The following is a 21,231-nucleotide window of genomic DNA, read 5'->3' as shown; positions in this document are numbered from 1 at the left end:
ATCATACGGTTACTTTTCTAACCGGCCCGACATTTATGACTGAAGCTGTCAGCGAGAACTCGGAGGTGACGGTTCTGCTCGTGGATGACAATCCGCAGAACCTCAAAGTCCTCTATGAGACCCTGAAGGATAAAGGTTACCGGCTACTCATTGCCAACGAGGGCGAAAAGGCCCTCGACCTTGCCCACCGCCATCAGCCCGAAGTGATTCTCCTCGATATCATGATGCCGGAGATGGACGGTTATGAAGTCTGCGAGCGCCTCAAGGCCGCCCCGCAGACGGCCGACTGTGCCGTCGTCTTTCTGTCTGCGCTGGACGACCTGCAGGCAAAGGTGAAGGGCTTTTCACTCGGCGGTGCCGACTACATCTCCAAGCCGTTCCAGTCCCAGGAAGTGATCGCTCGCGTGAAAACCCACGCCAGCGTTATTCGTCTTGAAAGAGAGTTGCAGGCCCGCAACCGGGAGCTGCAAAGTGACCAGGCCCGGATTCTGAACTCCATCAGCGAAGGCATCTACGGCCTCGATGAGAACGGCATTATTGAATTTGCCAATCCGGCGGCGGCATCAATTGTTGGCTGCCCGGTGGAAGAGTTGATAGGTCGTGATTTCTTCGAAACCCACTTCGCGACTGCCGGTGACAATCCGGACGGACTGCCGGTGAAGGCGACCTGTCAGCAGGGTGTGGCCGAGAACCAGCGGGATATCCGAATGCTAAGGGCCGACGGAACCGGCTTTCCGGCGGAGTACCGCTCAACCCCGAAACTGGACTCTGACGAGCTCCACGGTGCCGTTGTTGTATTCCGGGATATCACCGCCGAACTGGACAATGAAAAGGCGCTGGAGGATGCCCGGCAACTGGTTCAGGAACAGCGCGACCAGCTTGCACATACCTCGCGCCTGACCACCATGGGTGAAATGGCCGCCGGCGTTGCCCACGAGGTGAACCAGCCGCTGACCGCCATCACCAATTATGCCCGGGTCGCCAAGCGGATGATGGTAAAGGAAAGCCCTGACATGGGGGTGCTCCAGGAGACCCTCGACAAGATCGAGGCACAGTCCCATCGCGCCAGTGAAATCATCCGACGCATTCGTCGATTCATGAAAAAACCGGCGACGGGCAAGGAAGTACTGTCGGTGCCCGCGTTGCTGGAAGACACCCGGCAGTTTGCCGAGGTGGATATGCGTAATAACAAGGGCGCTATTGAGCTGTCCGTGCCTGGGGATATGCCTGAGGTTCTGGCCGATCCGGTTCAGGTACAGCAGGTCGCCCTGAATCTGATTCGCAACGCTCTGGAAGCGACCAGCAGTATTGATTCCAGCGCGCCGGTAGAAGTGAGTGCCAGTGTGCAGGGTGGCACCTGTGTTCGAATCCAGGTGCGGGATCACGGCATCGGCCTCTCGGAAGATGCCGAAGAGAAACTGTTCCTGCCGTTCTTCACGACCAAGGACGAAGGGATGGGGATTGGTCTTTCAACCTGCCGTTCCCTCATACAGGCGCAGGGTGGCGACATCGGTTTCGAGCGGCCGGAAGGCGGTGGTGCCTGTTTCTATTTCACGTTGCCCGTTGCCGGCGCCCAGGGTTCCCCCTGCGCACCGGATGGCAAGCCTGCCTAAAGCCAGTCGACGCGCCCGGTTAGATGGGGCGCATCGCCTTTGGCATTCAGCACCTGGTAGTCCCACCCCGTTTCTCCGGTTTTCCAGTTCAGCTGGGCTGTACCAGGCAGAAACAGCGGTTTCTTGAACTGGCAGCTGATGCTGAGGGCACTGGCTTGCCAGCCTTCCTGTTGTTCCAGTAGCGCCAGTGCGTGGGCTTTGGTCCACATACCGTGGGCGATTGCCCGTGGAAAGCCGAACGCTTTGGCGCTCAGGGCATGCATGTGGATCGGGTTGCTGTCGCCGGATACCCGGGCGTATTGCCGGCCAATCGATTCGGGCGCCTTGAAATTTTCGGTGTTTGGATAACGTTCCAGCTCTGGCGGTGTTTTTTTGCCGGACGACTTGCTCTCGCCATCCGGTTGTCGGAACAACGTCGTGCTCGCTTCTTCCCAGACCAGTTTGCCAGCCGAGCGAGCCTCGGTGATGAGATCAAACTCCACGCCCCGGTCACTTTTCACGGTATTCCCCAGTCGTACAGATAAATCCAGGTTCTCCCCGGTGCCGATCGGCCGGTGCTGGGTAATGGTGTTTCGCAGGTGCACCAGGCCAAGCAGCGGGAGGGGGAAGGCCTTCTCGGTGAGCAGTTTCAGGTGCAGTGGAAAAGCCAGCACATGGGGCCAGGTGACGGGCAGATGGCTACCTGCCGCGAAGCCACAGACCTGCTGGTAGCGCTTGAGGTTCTTGCCGGCAGTACTGACGCCAAGCAGGCTGGCGGCTAACTCCGGGATGCTGACGTCACCGCCGGTTTGCTTTTGTTTCGGCAGCAGTGTTCTGCCATACATGGGCAATAGGGCGGGTGGTGTCGTGTGGTAAACGAGGGTCTCTGGCATGGATGTTCTCCTTTATAGCCTCGACCGGAAATGCCGGCGCTGCCTGAGTAAAAGCGTAGTAGCAGAGGATATGCTTTTTTTTACATTTTGGTACAACTCGGCGTTCGTGGCCTGATATGCTCTAATATAAGACGATTGTCTAACAGGGTGCCTTTTCTGGGCCCTCTGGATCTGACAAACCTCTGGAGTGTGGCAAACCCTGCCAGATCAGGCATTGACCTGGCGAGCCCCGGCGACTGTCCGGCCGGCCAAAGTAGAAGTCAACAAATAAGAAAACGGGATCTTATGCAGGAACTTCGTGACGCGGGAGTGATGTTGCGCCTGATTTATGAGGCGATGAAAAAGAAGGGAATCGATACCAATGCGATTTTCAGCCGTCTGGGTGTGGATGAAAATTACGTTTATACCGAACAGCTTCGAACTCCCCACAGTGCACAGATGTACTTCTGGCAGGCTGTTGAGGATGTTTCCGGCGATCCGGATGTTGGCCTGCATCTGGGACAGTTGCTGCCAGCGTATAAGGGGCAGGTGCTGGAATACCTCTTTCTGAGCAGCCCAACCTTCGGCGAGGGCCTGCGTCGGGCCCAGAACTATCAGCGTCTGCTGAGTGATGCCGCTAACACCGATTTCTTCATTGAGGGCGACGATGCCTGCATGGTTCTGGATGCCGCGTCTGATGATGTACGTCGTTTACGGCATTTCAATGAATGTTTCGTGCTGGGACTGATTACCTTTTTCCGCTCCATTACCGATGGCAACTTTTACCCGTCACGCATCGAGTTCGAGCATGAGCGTGCCGAGGGCCAGAATCATGTTCGCGAGGTGCTGGGGTGCGACGTCACCTTCGGCGCGCCGGAAAACCGGCTGTATTTCCCGGCCAAGCTGCTTTCCCATGCCTCGCCGCATGCCGAGCCGGAGCTGTTGGATCTGCACGAGCGGTTTGCCAGCGAACAGGTTGCCCGGTTGGAGAAGAAAGACATCGTTGGTCAGGTGGAGCGGATTGTCGCAGAGCTCCTCGATAGTGGAGAGGTCACCCTCGATGCCGTCGCCGAGCGGCTCGGCATCAAGCCGAGGACCCTGCGTACCCGGCTGACAGAGGCCGAGACCAGTTTCAATCAGGTACTCGCGGATTTTCGCTATCGCCTGGCCCGTCAGTTGCTGGCAACTACCGATGAATCCATTGATGAGATTGTCTACCTGACCGGCTTTTCTGAGCCCAGCACTTTTTATCGCGCATTCAAACGCTGGTCCGGAATGACACCTATCGAATACCGCAAAACCGCCCAGGGCAAGGACGCGATGGTCGATGCCATGTAACAGAACGCTTTTTCTGAAAATATTTAAGAAAAAGCGTTGACATAACAGGGCGCCTCTTTATAATGCGCCCTCGTTGTCACAGAGCAATCACACCCTTGATTGCCAAGCCTTTTCAAGGCAAGTTGTGATGACCCGCACGGAGCGGTAGTTCAGTTGGTTAGAATACCGGCCTGTCACGCCGGGGGTCGCGGGTTCGAGTCCCGTCCGCTCCGCCATTTTTTCCCTCGTTTTACCTTTCACGTTATCCGACTTCTCCAGTTGCATTACATTCAACGCCAAGCTTCATTGTCATCGTTCTGTCATTGAGAACTTCTAGGCTATTTCTGAAAATTCAGGAATCAGGAAGGCTGTGATGCGGGATTACGAAGAAGAGTTGATTGAAAACCAGTTCGAAGAATATGAAGACGATGATGGCTGGGACGACGCCATGGAGTTATAGGCAAGGGATGAAACCATCACCGATGTCACCCATGTCTGATCTGCTTTCGGTGCTCCCCGGGGCTTAGATTGAACCAGCGCCGGTAGGCCTTGTGGAAGGCCGCAGGATTGGCAAAACCCAGAAGCCAGGCAATCTCCGCCAGTGATGTCTCTGTCTCCCGAATATAATCCCGCGCTAACTGTTTTCGCGTTTCATCCACCAGTTCCCTGAATCCGGTTCCCTCGGCGGCCAGTTGTCTCTGGAGCGTCCATGGCGCAATCCCCAGTTTAACTGCAATGGTTTCCAGGCTGGGTGTCTCGCCCCGAAACAGGGGTGTGAGAAGGTTTTTTACGCGGTCGCCTGTGGTCCACCCCCGTCGTATCTGCTGCAGTTCCCGTTCGCAGAGATCCGAAAGCTTTTCATGCATGGCGGGCTGAGCCTGCTGGCTGGCGCTTTCCCAAATGTCCTGACGAACGGTAAGGCTGTTGTTCGAAGCTCCAAACTGCACGGGGCAGCGGAACCAGCTCTCGAACAAATCATCCTGGCCGATTGATCGGTATTCGATAGTGACCTTCTCCAGAACGTCATAACGGCCCGTAACGGTCCTGAGAAACTGGGTCCACGCGGCAAGAACGGAATCCACCACGAAGTAGTTGAAGCCGTTATAGGGACGAATCGAGTAGAACTTTGCTTGCCGGGTTTCCGGTTGGACCGTTGGAACGCCACGGCTATTGCGGCTGGTTAGCAGAGCGTATCGAATCAGCGTGGCGAGTGCTGCGCCAGTGGTGCCGGCGGTTTCTCCGGCCAGCCCTGCAATACCCGCGTCGACAGGGCGTGATAGCGCACCCATCCTCAGCCCGAGAGCCGGGTTGCCGGTCTCGTTGATCGCGGCATGCCCCAGACGCATAAACCGCGGGATGCTGATGCGCGCTTCCGGTGATGTCAGGGTCTGATGGTCAAGCTGGAAACGGGATGCCAGTTCTGCGCTGCTGGCGCCTTCGGCTTCGGCGGCCCGCAAAAGAGCCGACGCATAGAGAACACTGATGTCCCCGAGTGAGTTTCGGTTTTTTGACGGGCTGGAGAGGTGGGCGTTCATTGAAGCCTTTGTCTGACATGTTATGCAAGGATAATAAAATGTTATCCCTGGATATTGTCGATGGCAAGATGCGCGGGTAGTTTAAGGCTCAACAATGAACGGAGCCCTGTCATTTATAGGCGTTCCGCCCGAGATCACGATGAGGAGAGCAAACATGACCGCGAGCACGACGCCAGGCGTTGCCAAGTACCCGAACCTGCTTGAGCCACTGGACCTTGGTTTTACCAAACTGCGTAACCGCACCCTGATGGGCTCCATGCACACCGGCCTGGAAGAGGCCAAAAATGGCTTCGAACGCCTTGCGGCATTCTATGCAGAGCGTGCCAGAGGCGGTGCCGGCCTGATCGTGACTGGCGGTATTGCTCCGAATGTGGAGGGGGGCGTTTTCCAGCACGCCGCCAAGATGACCACCGAAGAGGAAGTCGAGAAGCACAGGGTCATTACCGATGCGGTGCATGGAGCTGATGGCAAGATCTGCATGCAGATCCTCCACGCTGGCCGCTACGCCTATTCTCCGGAGCTGGTGGCACCCTCGGCCATTCAGGCGCCAATCAATCCGTTCAAGCCCCGGGAGCTGGATGAAGACGGCATCGAGAAGCAGATTCAGGACTATGCGGAGTGCGCCGCACTGGCACAAAGCGCCGGTTATGACGGCGTTGAAGTGATGGGGTCAGAGGGTTACTTCATTAACCAGTTCATTGTGTCTCATACCAACCATCGGACTGACCGTTGGGGTGGCAGTTACGAAAACCGCATTCGTCTGCCCATCGAAATCGTTCGCCGGGTTCGTGAACGAGTGGGCGAGAACTTTATCCTGATTTACCGCCTGTCCATGCTGGATCTGATTGAAGACGGCAGTACCTGGGAAGAGGTGGTGCATCTGGCCAAGGAAATCGAGAAGGCGGGTGCAACCATCATCAATACGGGTATTGGCTGGCATGAGGCCCGCGTACCTACCATTGCCACCTCAGTTCCCCGGGGCGCATTTACCAAGGTGACCGCGCGCTTGAAAGGTGAAGTGAGCATTCCTCTGGTCACCACCAACCGGATTAACATGCCGGATGTGGCCGAGAAGATTCTGGCCGAGGGCGATGCCGATATGGTGTCCATGGCCCGGCCGTTCCTCGCAGACGCCGATCTGGTTCTGAAGGCGGCGGAAGATCGCGCGGAGGAGATCAACACTTGCATCGGCTGTAATCAGGCCTGCCTTGATCACACCTTCAGTGGCAAGCTGACGTCCTGCCTGGTCAATCCCCGCGCCTGTCATGAAACCGAGCTGACCTACGTGAAGACCGCGAAGCCCAAATCCATCGCGGTGGTTGGTGCCGGCCCGGCAGGACTGGCTTTTGCTTCCGTGGCGGCAGAGCGTGGCCATAAGGTGACACTGTTTGACGCCGGCAGTGAGATTGGTGGCCAGTTCAACGTTGCCAAGCTGATTCCGGGCAAGGAAGAGTTTTACGAGACGTTGCGTTACTTCCGGGTGATGCTCGACAAGCATCAGGTCGATTTACGCCTGAACACCCGGGTTAGCGCTGACGACCTGAAAGCCGGTGGCTTTGACGAAGTGATTCTGGCCACTGGCGTAAAGCCGCGTACGCCGGAAATCGAGGGTATCGATCATCCCAAAGTGATCGGTTATCTGGACGCGCTGCTGGAGCGCAAGCCGGTTGGCCAGAAAGTGGCCGTGATCGGCGCCGGCGGTATCGGTTTCGATGTCTCCGAGTTTATCATCCACAAGGGCACGTCAGCTGCTTTGGATACCGATCACTTCATGCGTGAGTGGGGTGTGGATCTCAGTGTCGAGCATCGTGGTGGCATCCAGGGCGTTGAGCCCCAGGTACCGGAGCCGGCCCGGGAAGTCTATCTGCTTCAGCGCAAGGCCTCGAAAGTGGGTAAGAACCTGGGCAAGACCACCGGCTGGATTCACCGGACTTCCCTAAAAAACCGTCAGGTTCAGATGGTGCCCGGTGTGACCTATCGTAAAATCGATGATGAGGGGCTGCATATAACGGTCACGCCGAAAGGCGCAGAGCAGGGCGAAGATCGTATGCTGCCCGTGGATACCATTATCGTCTGCGCGGGCCAGGAGCCGCTGCGCGAACTGCAAAGCGAACTCGAGGCAGCGGGCCTGCCAGTTCACCTGATTGGTGGCTCGGATGTGGCGGCTGAACTCGATGCCAAGCGAGCGATCAACCAGGGCAGTCGCCTGGCAGCAGAGCTTTAAGCGCAAACACGATCACAAATCGTTGCACTTTTTCCCTGTGCAGAAACGATTGTCTGGCTAGACTAATAGCTTTGAGTCTGTCAGCTTGCGTCTTCGCCCCGGCTCCGGGAGGCTGGGGTTGAAGAGGCCGGCACCACGATCGGATGGAACATCTCTCAGTGTTCTGTCGTGTGGTGTCGAGTCGTTGAACTTTGGAGAACGTGCAATGGTGTCTGCCGACCAGGCAACCGATGGTTATTCGGCGGTATTTTTTGTGGAAGGAAGCCAGGTGGCTCGCGAAATGCGGGCCACGGAATTCGGCGCTTTCCTGGATGGCTACGTTGGGCTGTCCGATCTTGCCGAAACCGATGTCAGGGCTGTTCTGGTTGAGTTGAGTCCCGATCTTCGGGTTCAGGCACTCGTGTTCTTCCGAATCTGGTTTGATGAGGAGGGCAGGGCAGACAGTCACTGGAACCTGCCGATTGAAGAGCTCGCCAGGCAAGGCGCCAAGGGGCCGGACATGGGCGGTGGTCCGATCCGGCTGGTTTGCCGAAGCCAATGCCCCGATCCCAAGTTCAAGGAGGATCTTTGGGACCCGGACATGACCCCGGGGAATAATCATTTCCAGGCCATTCGCAAGGCAGTAGAGGCCAATAGCCTTAAATTCCGCAAAGTTGAGCCGGTACAGGAAGAGAATATTCCGGTTCTGAGTGAGCAGGCAGAAGATTCTTCGGAGCGCGAAGAGGCCGCAGCCGCCGCCGACCGTTCCCGCCTGGCGCAGTTGATTCGTGAGCAACGCCTGCGGATCAAGACCCTCCAGAGTGTCCACCGCGATGCGCTTTCGGATATCCAGCGAGAGCACCGGCTGGAGGTCCAGGGGTTACGCAGTGATATTGCGGATCTCGAGCAGAAATACGAACGCCAGCGCCTCAGTAATGAGCAGCTCAAGAAGCGACTTTCCGAAAGAAACGAGCAGTACCTCGCCATGCAGGAGCAGATGGCCGCGGTAGGTGAGGAGAAACAGCGGGAGGATTCAAACGCGGGTGCCGAGCTCCTGCTCCTCAGGGAGCAGCTGGAGCGGCGTCAGCGTGAACTCGAGCTGAGAGACGAGAAGATTGTCGCTCTCGAGGAAGAGAACCACGAGCTGAGAAACCGCGAACCTCCGGAAGACTCCATCATGGACCACCTGCAGCGCCAGGCGGTGTTCCTGGTGGCCTACCAGCCAGGCGTCGGTCACGTAACGCTGCCCTTCAAGGACATTGAGACCTACTTCAGCAACCCCACCGCCTATGCCGCGGAACGCTGCGGCATGAATGAACCCGCCTATCGTGAATGGCTGGATCACTATGAAAATCCTGTGTGCACCCACAAGGGCAATGATGGCAAACCCTGCGGTGAGCCTATCCTGCGGGTAAGCCAACCCTCGGAATTCCGCCCGGGCGTTGACGATCGGTGTGAGAAACACCAGGCCTGAGGTTCGAACTTTTTCAGTATCGGGGTGACTTTCGTTAAACTGTACGCCAGATTGTCACCGGGGTAACGGTTTCGTTGGTCCCCGCCGCATCCCGACATCACAGGAAACTTCATGGATCAGTTCAGGAACATTGGTGTAATTGGCCGAATGGGCAGTGTGAAAGTGGTTGAATCACTGCGCCAGCTCAAACAGTACCTGATCACCAACAATTACCACGTCATTCTTGAAGAAGACACAGCCAGCATGCTGCCAGGGCATGGCCTGCAGGTGGCCAGCAAAAAGCTTCTGGGCGAAATCTGTGATCTGGTCATCGTGGTTGGCGGGGATGGCAGCCTTCTGGGCGCCGCCCGGGAGTTGGCCAAGTCCAAGATTCCCCTGCTTGGGGTGAACCGTGGGCGGTTGGGCTTCCTGACTGACATTTCGCCGTCCGATCTTGAGGAGCGCCTGGGCAAGGTTCTGGAAGGCGAGTACATGGAGGAGACGCGGTTCCTGCTGGATGGCAATGTTGAGCGCAACGGCCAGCCCCTGGGGTTTGGTACGGCCCTGAACGATGTCGTACTGCATCCCGGTAAATCCACCCGGATGATTGGCTTTGACCTCTTCATCGACGGCCATTTCGTGTACAGCCAGCGTTCGGATGGCCTGATTGTCTCTACGCCGACAGGGTCTACCGCCTATTCGCTGTCTGCCGGTGGTCCGATTATGCACCCGAAGCTGGACGCCATTGTTCTGGTGCCCATGTTTCCCCACACTCTCAGTAGCCGGCCGATCGTTGTCGATGGCAAGAGTGAAATCAAACTGGTGATCGGGGAGACCAATGAAACCTATCCGCAAATCAGCTTTGACGGCCAGATGAACATTGCCTGCGCGCCAGGCGATATCATTCGCATTACCAAAAAGCCGTTCAAGATCCGGTTGATTCACCCCACAGACCATAATTTCTACGCCACCTGCCGTGACAAGCTTGGCTGGGCTAGTGAAATATCAGCGAGTTGATCATGGCTGCGACAAAACCGACCGCAAACCGCGGTTACGACATCATTGGCGACATTCACGGCTGTGCCAATACCCTGGCCCGATTGCTGGACCAGATGGGCTATCGGAAGATCAACGGGGTCTACCAGCACCCCCGTCGTCAGGCGATCTTCATCGGCGATATCATTGATCGTGGCCCACGCATCCGTGAAGCCCTGCACCTTGTGCGCGATATGGTGGAACATGGTTCGGCCCGAATTGTCATGGGCAACCATGAGTACAATGCCCTGGGTTACTGTACGCGGGCGCGCCCGGGCAGCGGCAAAACCTTCCTGCGCGAGCACAACGCGCGTCACGACCGCCTGATCCGCGAGACTCTCGAGCAGTTCGAAGCGCACCCCTACGAGTGGAATGAGTTTCTCGAGTGGTTCTACACCATACCGCTGTTCATCGACGACGAGGATTTCCGCGTTGTGCACGCCTGTTGGGATGGCGACCTGATCGAGAAATTCAAGCAGTCGCAGGGTGGTGCGTGCATTGATGAGGATTTCCTGCACGCCTCTGCCGCCATCGAGTCTTTTGCCGGGCAGGTTATGGATACCCTTTTGAGGGGGACGGATCTACGGCTCCCCCGGGGAATGACCATCACCGGTCGGGATGGCTATGTGCGCGAGTTTTTCCGAACCAAGTTTTGGGCCGACGATCCCCATACCTATGCCGATGTTGTCTTCCAGCCGGACCCGTTGCCACCGGAAGTGGCAAGCCGCGTATTGACGGAAAGCGAGCGAAAGCAGCTGATCAGTTATCCTCTCGATGCGCCCCCGGTTTTTGTCGGGCATTACTGGATGGAAGGAGAGCCGGCGCCGCTCAAATCCAATGTCGCGTGCATCGACTACAGTGCCGTGAAGTACGGGCGGTTGGTCGCTTACCGAATGGATGGTGAGCGGGCACTTTCCCGGGACAAATTTGTCTGGGTTGATGTGGAAAGACCGGAGCAAGCGGATTATCCCAATAGCGAGGACAGTCTTGCACGCTAGACCGAGCGTTGTGTCTGAATCATTTCCGGAGGCGGAGTAAGCGGTGTACCGAGTCAAGCAATTGGATACCACGGTAAACCTGGCGGGCTTCAGCCGTTGGCTGAACGGTCAGGGTGTGACCCACCGCATCACGGAAGAGGGCGGGTTCCAGGTGCTCTGGCTGGAAGATCCTGCCCATGCGGAACCCGTGCTCTCGGCCCTTGACCGTTTTATGGCGGAACCGGAAATCAGGGAAGCGGTGGATCGTCAGAACCGCTCACCGGTGTTTGTTGGTGGCCGCTGGCAACCTTCTCCACGTCATGCGCCGCTGGTGCTGGGGATTATCGTGTTTGCCGTAGCGATGGTCTGGCTCACGGCCATGGGGCAGAATGAGCTGGCGGCCAGCCTGATGGTGATCGACCCCCGGGATTACGACTGGAGCACCATGGCCGGCCGCATTGAAGCGCTCACAGCGACGCTGGCAAGCGGCCAGGTCTGGCGGCTGCTGACGCCGGATTTTCTGCACTTCAGCTGGACCCACATCATTTTCAATTCGGTCATGCTCTGGTTTCTGGGTAGCCAGATCGAGTGGTTTGATGGTCGCGCCCGGCTAATCATGCTGTTTGTGATCACCAGCCTGATTTCCAACGGCCTGCAGTATTTTGTCTCGGGTCCGCTGTTCGGTGGGCTATCGGGAGTGGTTTATGGGATTCTGGGTTATTGCTGGCTCAGCCAGCGATCGGCACCGAGGTTTCAGTTTCCACCTGCGTTGGTAACCTTTGCCGTTGCGTGGATGGTCATCGGATTTACCCCGCTGCCGGAAATGATCGGGCTCGGGCGTATGGCCAACGAGGCGCACCTGGGCGGGTTTGTTGCCGGCCTGGCCCTTGCGGTGGTTTTGCCCGTAAAAGGCAGAAGGGGTGCATAAAAAAGCCCCGCCAGAGGCGGGGCATTAAAAGAGCTTTTAGCTCCTGATGAGAGAGACCAAATGATACGACCGTCGTCATTTGGTGAAGTAATGATAATCATTATCGTTTGATGCTGTCAAACGGTTCCGCCATATTTTTAATGAACGTTTTTTCAGGAGAGCGGGATGACTTACGAAGAACTGATCGAGCGACTGGATCCCAATGTCTACCGGAGCCTCCGGCAGTCAATTGAACTCGGCAAATGGCCTGATGGCCGAAAACTGACGCCCGAACAGCGTGAAATCAGCCTGGAAGCGGTGATCTACTACGAGAACCTTCACAACATTCCTGAAGAAGAGCGCACTGGCTACCTGGATCGGGGCAGCAAAGCCGGTACCGCCTGCGATCCTTCGGTGCAGCGCAAGCAGGATAAAGACGATATGGATCCCAGCCAGTTTGTCGAGGTCAAGTCTTGAGCGAACTGATTGATGTCACCGGCCGGCTCCGGAAAATGCCGGCGGAGGCCGGAAACCCGGTGGCCTACTCCATTGCCGTTGGCGATACCCGCATTCCTCTGAATGATCTGATCGGCAGGCCTTTGCGCCTGGATTTTGATGGCGTGATTCGTTGTATTCATTGCGACAGGAAAACCAACAAAAGCTTCAATCAGGGCTTTTGTTACCCCTGTTTCCGCAAGCTTGCCGCTTGTGACAGCTGCATCATGAGTCCGGAGAAGTGCCACTATCACCTTGGTACCTGTCGGGAGCCGGAATGGGGAGAAACCCATTGCATGGTGGAACACGTGGTGTATCTGGCCAATTCATCGGGTTTGAAGGTGGGCATTACCCGCGGATCCCAGGTGCCAACACGCTGGATTGATCAGGGGGCAGTAGACGCCATACCGATGGTACGTGTTGCAACGCGGTATATTGCCGGCCTGGTGGAAGTCGCCTGCAAGGCCCATGTCGCTGACCGGACCAACTGGCGGGCCATGCTCAAGGGCGATGTTCCTGAGCTCGATCTGGCACAGGAGCGTCAGCGCATGCTTGGGCTGATCGCTGACGATCTTGAGGCCCTCAGGCAGACCCACGGTCAGGATTCGATCCGGGAAGTTGACGAACAGGGTCTTGGCCTGAGCTATCCCGTCAAGGTCTGGCCAGAAAAGATCAAAACCCATAACCTCGACAAAACGCCGGAAGTGGAGGGCGTGCTCGAGGGCATAAAGGGGCAGTACCTTATCCTGGATACCGGTGTGATCAACATTCGGAAATTCACCGGTTATGAAGTCCGTTTCCGGGTCATGGAAGGCTGACAGCGCCTTGCCCGGCCCTTCTTTTCATGTCTGCAGGTGCTGATCATACGCACCTGCAGACCGCGAACTCTGGAGAAAACCAATGCGTACCAGCCAGCCACAGACCATTTATCTGAGCGATTACAAGGTGCCGGCGTATCTGGTCGACACCGTAGACCTGAGGTTCGAGCTCTTTGAAGACGGGGCGCGTGTGCACAGCACGCTTGACGTTCGCCGCAACCCGGAATCTGATGAAGTGTCTGCACCTCTGGAGCTTGACGGCGACAGTCTGACGCTGGAATCCGTCGCCCTGGATGGTGCCGACCTGGCTGCGGGAGACTATGAGGACCGGGGCGACCAGCTTGTTATTCGCTCGGTACCGGAGCAGTTCACGTTGACCGTGGTGACCTGGATTGAGCCCCAGAATAATACCCGCCTGGAAGGTCTGTACAAATCCTCCGGCATGTTCTGTACCCAGTGTGAGGCAGAAGGCTTCCGCTGCATTACTTTCTTCCCGGACCGTCCGGACGTGATGGCACGTTTCCGAACCCGCATCGAAGCCAACAAGGACGCCTATCCGGTCCTTCTCTCTAACGGCAACGATGTGGAAAAAGGCGAGTTGGAAAACGGCCGGCATTTTGTCACCTGGGAAGACCCGTTCCCCAAGCCCTGCTACCTCTTCGCCCTGGTGGCCGGAGACCTGGTAGAGAAACGTGATACCTTTTCCACGTGCTCGGGCCGTGACATTGATCTGCGCATGTACGTGGAGCCTCGCAATGCCGAGAAGTGCGATCACGCCATGGACTCTCTGGAACGCTCCATGCGCTGGGATGAAGAGGTCTATGGTCGTGAGTACGACCTCGATATCTTCATGATTGTGGCGGTGGACGACTTCAACATGGGCGCCATGGAGAATAAGGGCCTCAACATTTTCAACTCCTCCTGTGTGCTGGCCAGTCAGGAAACCGCCACAGACCTGGCATTCCAGCGTATCGAGGCCATCGTTGCCCACGAATATTTCCATAACTGGTCCGGCAACCGGGTTACCTGCCGCGACTGGTTCCAGCTCAGCCTGAAAGAGGGCTTCACCGTATTCCGGGATTCCCAGTTCTCGGCGGATATGGGGTCGCCGACGGTGAAGCGGATTGAGGATGTCACGCTGCTGCGTACGGCCCAGTTTGCTGAAGACGGAGGCCCCATGGCGCATCCGGTGCGGCCGGCTTCCTACATGGAAATCTCCAACTTCTATACCCTGACCATTTATGAAAAAGGTGCAGAAGTCGTGCGCATGATCCACACCCTGCTGGGGCCGGACATGTTCCGTAAGGGCAGCGATCTGTATTTTGAGCGCCACGATGGTCAGGCGGTAACAACCGATGATTTTGTAAAAGCCATGGAGGATGCTTCTGGTCGAGATCTGGGACAGTTCCGTCTCTGGTACGAACAGGCCGGTACACCGGTGCTGAATGTTTCGGATGACTATGACGCCGGAAAAGGTGTGTACCGCCTTACCGTAGAGCAGAGCATTCCGGATACCCCGGGACAGACCAACAAGAAGCCGCAGCACATTCCGTTTGCGCTTGGTCTGCTTGGGCAGGATGGCCAGCCCCTGCCGTTGCAGCTTGAATCCGGAGATTCGGGTGCGCCGACGGAGCGGGTGCTTGAGCTGACCGAAGCCGTCCACACGTTCGAATTCCATGGCGTCGAATCCAGACCTGTGCCATCACTTTTGCGGCACTTCTCCGCGCCGGTTCGGGTTCGCTACAACTGGAGCCGAGAACAGCTGCTCTTCCTGATGAGCCATGATCCGGACGGTTTCAACCGCTGGGATGCGGGCCAGAGACTGGCCGTCGATGTCATCCAGTCACTGGTCGGAGCGCCGGACGATGCGGACATCGAACCAAGACTGGTTGAGGCTTATCGCAAGCTGATTTCCGACACCGATCTGGATCAGGCCCTGGTGGCGAAAATGCTACAGCTTCCTTCGGAAGCGTACCTGATTGAGCTTACCGAAAACGCCGATGTGCCAGCCATTCACCGGGCTCGTGACTCAGTGCTGCGGCACCTGGCCGGTGCCCTGAAAGGCGAGCTGATTGATTGCTACCAGCGCCAACAGAACAGTGGTCCCTACGAGGTGACGCCGGAGGCCATTGCCCGTCGTAGCCTGCGCAATACTGCTTTGGCCTGGTTGCTGATGATTGATGACGAGGAGGGTCGGGGCCTGGCTGTGAGCCAGTTGAACGCTGCTGACAATATGACCGATCGCATGGGTGCCTTGCGTGCGCTCGTCAATTCGGGCTATGAGGCTGATCGCCAGAAGGCGCTTGATCACTTCTACGATCGGTTCCAGGACGATCCGCAGGTTGTTGAACAGTGGTTCTCTGTGCAGGCGTCCAGTGATCAGGCCGGGCAGTTGGCGGACATCCGTAAGCTTCTGGAGCATCCGGCGTTCGACTGGAAAAACCCCAACAAGATTCGCTCTGTGGTGGGTGCGTTTGCGGGTCAGAATCTGGCTGCTTTCCACAAGCCTGACGGTTCGGGTTACGAATTCCTGGCGGATCAGGTCTGCCGCCTGGACGACAGTAACCCGCAGATTGCTGCGCGCCTGGTGACGCCGCTCACCCGATGGAGAAAGTTTGCGCCCGCGTACAGCGCTCAGATGAAATCTGCCCTGGAGCGTATTCGCGACAAATCCGGATTGTCCCGGGATGTTTATGAGGTGGTGCACAAGAGCCTTGCGGAGTGAAGCCAGATACAAAATCGCACTTTCGGTCGATAGACTTTAGTCTGGGATCGGGTAATCTGGAATAAGGTCTGTAATTCCATCAGACGACAATAAAAAAGCCTCCGCAGAGGCTTCCAGACGCACTTAAGGTTTCACAATGATGTATAACAAAAATGCGATTCTCGGCGGCCTGCTGGCTCTCTCCGTGGCATCAGCGCCTGCGTGGGCGGCGGTCTCCGCCAGTGAAGCGGCCCGTCTGGGCCAGGAGTTGACACCCTTTGGCTCGCCCAAGGCCGGCAACAGTGCCGGCACCATCCCGGCCTGGACCGGAGGGCTGACAGAACCGCCTCCCGGCTATGAGGGCAGCGGACAGCACCACATTAATCCGTTCCCGGATGATGAAGTCCTTTTTACCATTACGCCTGCCAACATGGATCAGTATGAGGAGTACCTCACTGACGGTGTGAAGGCGATGCTCGAAACCTACCCGACCACATTCCGTGTGCCCGTTTACCAGTCCCGTCGTACCCATGCGGTCCCTGATTGGGTGGCTGAGAATACCCGTGAAAACGCGGTAAGCGCGGAGATTGTTGGCCAGGGCGAAGGCCTGGACGGAGCCTTTGGCGGTTACCCGTTCCCGATCCTGCACGGCAATGACGAGCAGAAGGCCTGGCAGGCGGTCTGGAACCACCTGACCCGCTGGCGGGGCGTGAATATAACCCGTCGTTCCAGTGAGGTGGCAGTCCAGACCAACGGTGACTACTCGCTGGTTACCTCTCAACAGGAAGCCTTCTTCAACTACTACAACCCGGAAGGCGGTGAAGAAGATCTGGATAACGTGATCTTCTACTACCTGTCGTTTACCCAGTCACCACCCCGCCTTGCCGGTGGCGCCATTCTGATTCATGAGACCCTGAATCAGATCATCAATCCCCGGAATGGTTGGGGCTACAACGCCGGCCAGCGTCGGGTACGTCGGGCGCCAAACCTGGGGTACGACTCCCCGATTGCAGCGGCTGACAACCTCCGGACCGCAGATGATACCGATATCTTCAACGGGGCCCTGGATCGCTATAACTGGAATTACGAAGGCAAGCGGGAAATCTACATCCCCTACAACAATTACCGAATTGGGGAAAAAGGTCTTCCTTACGAGGAAATCCTCGGTATCTCCCATCTGAATCCGGACCTCACCCGCTGGGAGCTTCACCGTGTGCACGTGGTAGAAGCCACACTGAAAGACGGTGAGCGCCATATCTATGGCAAGCGCCGCTTCTATATCGACGAGGACAGCTGGAACACGGTTCTGCTGGATCAATACGACGGTCGCGGCGAACTCTGGCGTGTCACGATGGGGCTGCCGAAAAATTATTATGAACTTCCAGGTGTGTGGACGGTTCTTGACGTCTATCATGACCTTCAGGCCCGTCGTTATCATGTACTCGGTTTGGACACAGAAGAGGCCAATACCCGCGTGTTCACCAATGAGGTCCCGAACAAGCGTTACTTCTCGCCGGCTTCCCTGCGCCGCAGGAGTGTTCGCTAACGCACTGTTGGCCGAGGGATGCGTCCCCGCCCACAGGAAGTGGCGACCCGACATACCGGCAATCGTAAGGTTGCCGGTATGTTTACAGTTATTCCCGGCTTTGCCGGTCAGAGACACAGTTCAATACAACATAATAGGCAATCTGAATGGCTAAAAGGTTGATGTGCAAGACTCTGGGCGCTGCCTGCCTTGGACTTTCCATGGTCTGGTCTGCCCCTGCAGCGTTTGCGCTTGCAGATATCATCGAAACCCCGGCCCGGCCGACGGATCTGGCCCCGGAAAATCTTCTCACCGATGCGACCCGGGTTGGGGATCGCATTGTGGCCGTGGGAGAACGCGGCCATATCATCTACTCGGATGATGAGGGGAAAACCTGGGTTCAGGGTGAGGTACCTGTTTCTGTGACCCTGACAGGGATCGATTTTGGCTCCGACAGCCATGGCTGGGCCGTGGGCCACAGCGGCGTTGTCCTCCATACCAGCGACGCCGGGGCCACCTGGGACCTTCAGATTGACGGTATCCGCGCCATGGAACTGGCCATTGAGAGCCGGGAAGAGCAGATTGCCGCCATGGAGGAGCGCATCGAAGAAGCGCCCGAAGAAGAGAAAGAGGATCTCGAGTGGGCACTGGACGACCTTTACTTTGCCCTCGAGAACATTCAGGCGGATATGGACATTGGTCCAGTTAACCCGCTGCTGGATGTCTGGTTTGAAAACGAGAACCGCGGTTTTGTGGTAGGCGCTTACGGTATGTTCCTGCGCACCATGGACGGTGGTGAGACCTGGAAAGACTGGGCGCCAAGAATTGATAACCGGCAGAACTTCCATCTCAATGGCATTACCCGGATCACGGGTGGTGCACTGGTGGTCGTTGGTGAAGCCGGTCAGATACATGTCTCTGTAGACGGTGGTGAGACCTTTGAGCGCCGTGAGGCGCCTTATGAAGGCTCCCTGTTCGGTGTCATCGGTACAGGCCGGGTGAACGAGATGCTCGCCTTCGGCCTTCGTGGCAACATGCTGTTCTCTTCAGACCTCGGCAGAAGCTGGCGGATGGTCCCCAATTCAGCTGGGGCTACGCTCAACGACGGCGTCGTTTCGGAAGATGGTCGTATCACCCTGGTAGGTAATAGTGGTGCGGTACTGATGAGCACCAATGGCGCCGAAACCTTCCGCGAGCATTTCAGAAGTGATCGTGAAGGTGTCATGAGCGCGGTGCCTATCTCAGGAACAGACCTGCTGATTGTCGGCGAAGGTGGCGTAAAAATCACAGACGCCCGTGGAAGAAACCTTCAATAACGCCCTGATGTGGCAACAACCGAACGAATAATAGAGGGGCTTTTGAATGTCCAACCCTAAGCATGACAAGGGCGAGCACTATCTGACCACGCCCAAGGCCGAACCCTTTCTCGAAAGGCTGATCTTCAATAATCGGCCAATCATTCTTGTCGTCTTCGCCGTGTTGACGCTGTTTCTGGGGTATAACGCCGTCAAGATCCAGCCGGATGCCAGCTTCGAGCGAATGATTCCGCTTGAGCATCCCTACATTGTAAATATGCTTGAGCACCGGGATGATCTTGAAAACCTCGGTAACTTCGTTCGTATCGCCGTCGAGGTAGAAGAGGGCGATATTTTCACCCAAGAGTACATGGAAACCCTGAAGCAGATCACCGACGAGGTTTTTTATCTCAACGGCGTGGATCGTTCGGGTCTCAAATCCCTCTGGACGTCGAATGTCCGCTGGGTTGAGGTTACCGAACAGGGTTTTCAGGGTGGCACTGTCATACCGGACGGCTATGACGGCTCCCGGGACAGTCTGGAGAAGCTTCGCCAGAACGTTCTTCGTTCCAACGAAGTCGGGCGCCTGATCTCTGATAACTTCCAATCAACGATCGTTTACGCGCCGCTGTACGAGAAGAATCCGGAGACCGGTGAGGCTCTGGACTACGGCGAATTTTCCCGTCAGCTTGAAGAAAAGATTCGTGAAAAGTACGAAGAACAGAACCCGAACATCAAGATTCATATAGTCGGTTTCGCCAAGAAGGTCGGCGATCTGATTGAGGGGATTGGTTCTATTGCCTGGTTTGCAGGGATTACCATTCTGCTGACCACGCTGCTTCTGTTCTGGTACTCGCGGGCTATTGCCGGCACCCTGGTTCCTGTCTTTACCTCAATCATTGCAGTGTTCCTGCAGTTGGGTACGCTTCGGCTGCTGGGCTACGGGCTGGATCCTTATTCGGTGCTGGTGCCATTCCTGGTGTTTGCGATTGGTATCAGTCACGGCGTTCAGATTGTGAATGCCATGGCGGTTGAAGCTGCCAAGGGCTTTGATGCGGTGACCGCTGCGCGCCTGGCTTTCCGTGCTCTTTACATTCCGGGCATGCTGGCTCTGATTTCGGATGCCTTTGGTTTCCTGACCCTGTTCTTTATCGAGATCGACGTTATCCGGGACCTGGCTGTTGCCGCAGGTATTGGTGTGGCGTTCGTGATCTTCACCAACCTGGTTTTGCATGTATTGATTATGTCCTATGTCGGTATCTCCAAAGGGGGTATTCGTCACGTGCAGAATCACGGCGAAAAACAGGATCGGAAATGGCGTGTTTTGTCCTACTTCTCCCATCCGGGCGTTGCGCCAATTTCGTTGTTGATTGCTGTAATTGGTCTCGGTCTTGGTCTTTATTACAAGCAGGACCTGAAGATTGGCGACCTGGATCAGGGTGCGCCTGAGCTTCGTGCGGACTCCCGCTACAACAAGGACAATGCCTACATCATCAATAATTACTCGACCAGTGCGGATGTATTGGTGGTGATGGTCAAAACACCGGAAGAGCAGTGCACGCAGTATAATGTGCTGCGGGCCATGGATACTCTGCAGTGGGAGCTTCAGAACACGCCGGGCGTTCAGTCTTCGGTATCACTTGCAGATGTTTCCAAGATGGTGACCAAGGCTCTGAACGAGGGCAACTGGAAGTGGTATGAGATCTCCCGCAACCAGACCATTATCAATGCGTCCATTCGTGAGGCGCCTGCCGGGTTGATCAACACTGATTGCAGCCTGACGCCAGTACTGGTCTTCCTTGAGGACCACAAGGCAGAAACTCTGGAAACCGTCGTTGAGCGCGTCGAACAGTTTGCCGGGAACAACAGCACTGATGAGCACAGGTTCCTGCTAGCGGCGGGTAACGCCGGTGTCGAGGCCGCTACTAACGAGGTTATCTCCGGCGCCAAGGATAAGATGCTGATCCTCGTTTACAGTGTGGTGAGTTTGCTGTGCTTCGCGACCTTCCGTTCGATCCGTGCGGTGCTGTGTATCGTGATACCTCTGGGACTGACTTCGATCCTCTGTGAGGCAATCATGGCGGTATCCGGCATTGGTATCAAAGTGGCGACCCTGCCGGTTATTGCCCTGGGTGTCGGTATAGGTGTCGACTACGGCATTTATATCTACAGCAAGCTGGAGAAATACCTGCTTGAAGGCAAAACGCTTCAGGAGGCTTACTACGAGACCCTGCGCTCCACTGGTAAGGCGGTTATGTTTACCGGTGTGACTCTGGGTCTGGGTGTTGTCACCTGGATATTCTCGCCAATCAAGTTCCAGGCCGACATGGGCTTCCTGCTGTTCTTCATGTTCCTCTGGAACATGGTTGGAGCCATCTGGCTGTTGCCGGCCCTGGCCCGGTTCCTGCTGCGGCCGGATCAGATGCTTGCCAAGGCTCGAGCTGCGAAATAACATTCGCACCGACCTGCAAAAAAGCCCGCTTTGCGGGCTTTTTTGTTGTCT

15 protein-coding genes and 1 tRNA gene are annotated in these 21,231 nt (G+C 56.6%); 14 read left to right on the top strand and 2 right to left on the bottom strand.

Annotated features, from left to right (window positions below):
- Positions 1–35: 35 nt before the first annotated feature.
- Positions 36–1,613 (top strand): ATP-binding response regulator, encoded by a 1,578-nt coding sequence (locus AC13DD_RS12875; RefSeq protein ID WP_008170524.1) that lies wholly within the window; start codon positions 36–38, stop codon positions 1,611–1,613.
- On the opposite strand, the gene AC13DD_RS12870 is transcribed toward AC13DD_RS12875, so the two are convergent.
- Positions 1,610–2,485 (bottom strand): MaoC family dehydratase, encoded by an 876-nt coding sequence (locus AC13DD_RS12870; RefSeq protein WP_288365871.1) that lies wholly within the window; start codon positions 2,483–2,485, stop codon positions 1,610–1,612. The two genes, AC13DD_RS12875 and AC13DD_RS12870, sit on opposite strands and share 4 nt — an antisense overlap.
- 285 nt (positions 2,486–2,770) lie before the next feature.
- Between AC13DD_RS12870 and AC13DD_RS12865 the strand changes: the two genes are divergently transcribed.
- A complete protein-coding gene (locus AC13DD_RS12865; RefSeq protein WP_288365870.1) occupies positions 2,771–3,802 on the top strand; it encodes an AraC family transcriptional regulator in 1,032 nt (343 codons plus the stop codon).
- 138 nt (positions 3,803–3,940) lie between these two features.
- A tRNA-Asp gene (locus AC13DD_RS12860) sits at positions 3,941–4,017 on the top strand.
- 249 nt (positions 4,018–4,266) lie between these two features.
- Here the strand turns inward: AC13DD_RS12860 and AC13DD_RS12855 are convergent.
- A complete protein-coding gene (locus AC13DD_RS12855; RefSeq protein WP_273073179.1) occupies positions 4,267–5,316 on the bottom strand; it encodes an AraC family transcriptional regulator in 1,050 nt (349 codons plus the stop codon).
- 154 nt (positions 5,317–5,470) lie between these two features.
- On the opposite strand from AC13DD_RS12855, the gene AC13DD_RS12850 reads away from it, so the two are divergent.
- The 11 genes from AC13DD_RS12850 to AC13DD_RS12800 all read left to right on the top strand — a co-directional run bounded on the left by AC13DD_RS12850 (position 5,471) and on the right by AC13DD_RS12800 (position 21,180).
- On the top strand, positions 5,471–7,540 hold the full coding sequence (locus tag AC13DD_RS12850; RefSeq protein ID WP_273044408.1) for an NADPH-dependent 2,4-dienoyl-CoA reductase: 2,070 nt from the start codon (positions 5,471–5,473) through the stop codon (positions 7,538–7,540).
- A 205-nt stretch (positions 7,541–7,745) separates the two neighbouring features.
- A complete protein-coding gene (locus tag AC13DD_RS12845) occupies positions 7,746–8,993 on the top strand; it encodes a hypothetical protein (protein WP_008170514.1) in 1,248 nt (415 codons plus the stop codon).
- Between the two features lie 111 nt (positions 8,994–9,104).
- A complete protein-coding gene (locus tag AC13DD_RS12840; protein ID WP_008170512.1) occupies positions 9,105–9,989 on the top strand; it encodes an NAD(+) kinase in 885 nt (294 codons plus the stop codon).
- A gap of 2 nt (positions 9,990–9,991) precedes the next feature.
- Entirely contained in the window at positions 9,992–11,005 is a 1,014-nt protein-coding gene (locus AC13DD_RS12835) for a metallophosphoesterase (protein ID WP_008170510.1), read from the top strand.
- A gap of 43 nt (positions 11,006–11,048) precedes the next feature.
- Positions 11,049–11,912 carry a rhomboid family intramembrane serine protease gene (locus AC13DD_RS12830; RefSeq protein WP_092031549.1) on the top strand — a complete coding sequence of 288 codons (864 nt, stop codon included), beginning with the start codon at positions 11,049–11,051 and terminating at the stop codon, positions 11,910–11,912.
- A gap of 165 nt (positions 11,913–12,077) precedes the next feature.
- Positions 12,078–12,368: a YeaC family protein gene (locus AC13DD_RS12825; RefSeq protein ID WP_008170505.1), complete on the top strand. Its 291-nt coding sequence runs from the start codon at positions 12,078–12,080 to the stop codon at positions 12,366–12,368.
- A complete protein-coding gene (locus tag AC13DD_RS12820; protein ID WP_273044404.1) occupies positions 12,365–13,204 on the top strand; it encodes a DUF2797 domain-containing protein in 840 nt (279 codons plus the stop codon). The genes AC13DD_RS12825 and AC13DD_RS12820 overlap by 4 nt, the downstream gene beginning before the upstream one ends.
- An 82-nt stretch (positions 13,205–13,286) precedes the next feature.
- Positions 13,287–15,929 (top strand): aminopeptidase N, encoded by a 2,643-nt coding sequence (pepN, locus tag AC13DD_RS12815; protein ID WP_482931250.1) that lies wholly within the window; start codon positions 13,287–13,289, stop codon positions 15,927–15,929.
- 136 nt (positions 15,930–16,065) lie between these two features.
- Positions 16,066–17,454 carry a DUF1329 domain-containing protein gene (locus tag AC13DD_RS12810; protein ID WP_104270289.1) on the top strand — a complete coding sequence of 463 codons (1,389 nt, stop codon included), beginning with the start codon at positions 16,066–16,068 and terminating at the stop codon, positions 17,452–17,454.
- Between the two features lie 146 nt (positions 17,455–17,600).
- Positions 17,601–18,749, top strand: a complete 1,149-nt coding sequence (locus AC13DD_RS12805) for a WD40/YVTN/BNR-like repeat-containing protein (protein WP_227497736.1) — start codon at positions 17,601–17,603, stop codon at positions 18,747–18,749.
- Positions 18,750–18,795: 46 nt separating this feature from the next.
- Positions 18,796–21,180 carry an efflux RND transporter permease subunit gene (locus tag AC13DD_RS12800; RefSeq protein ID WP_008170496.1) on the top strand — a complete coding sequence of 795 codons (2,385 nt, stop codon included), beginning with the start codon at positions 18,796–18,798 and terminating at the stop codon, positions 21,178–21,180.
- Positions 21,181–21,231 lie beyond the last annotated feature (51 nt).

It is taken from the genome of Marinobacter sp. L-13, assembly GCF_056857715.1.
This window is presented reverse-complemented; position numbering and strand designations above follow the sequence as displayed.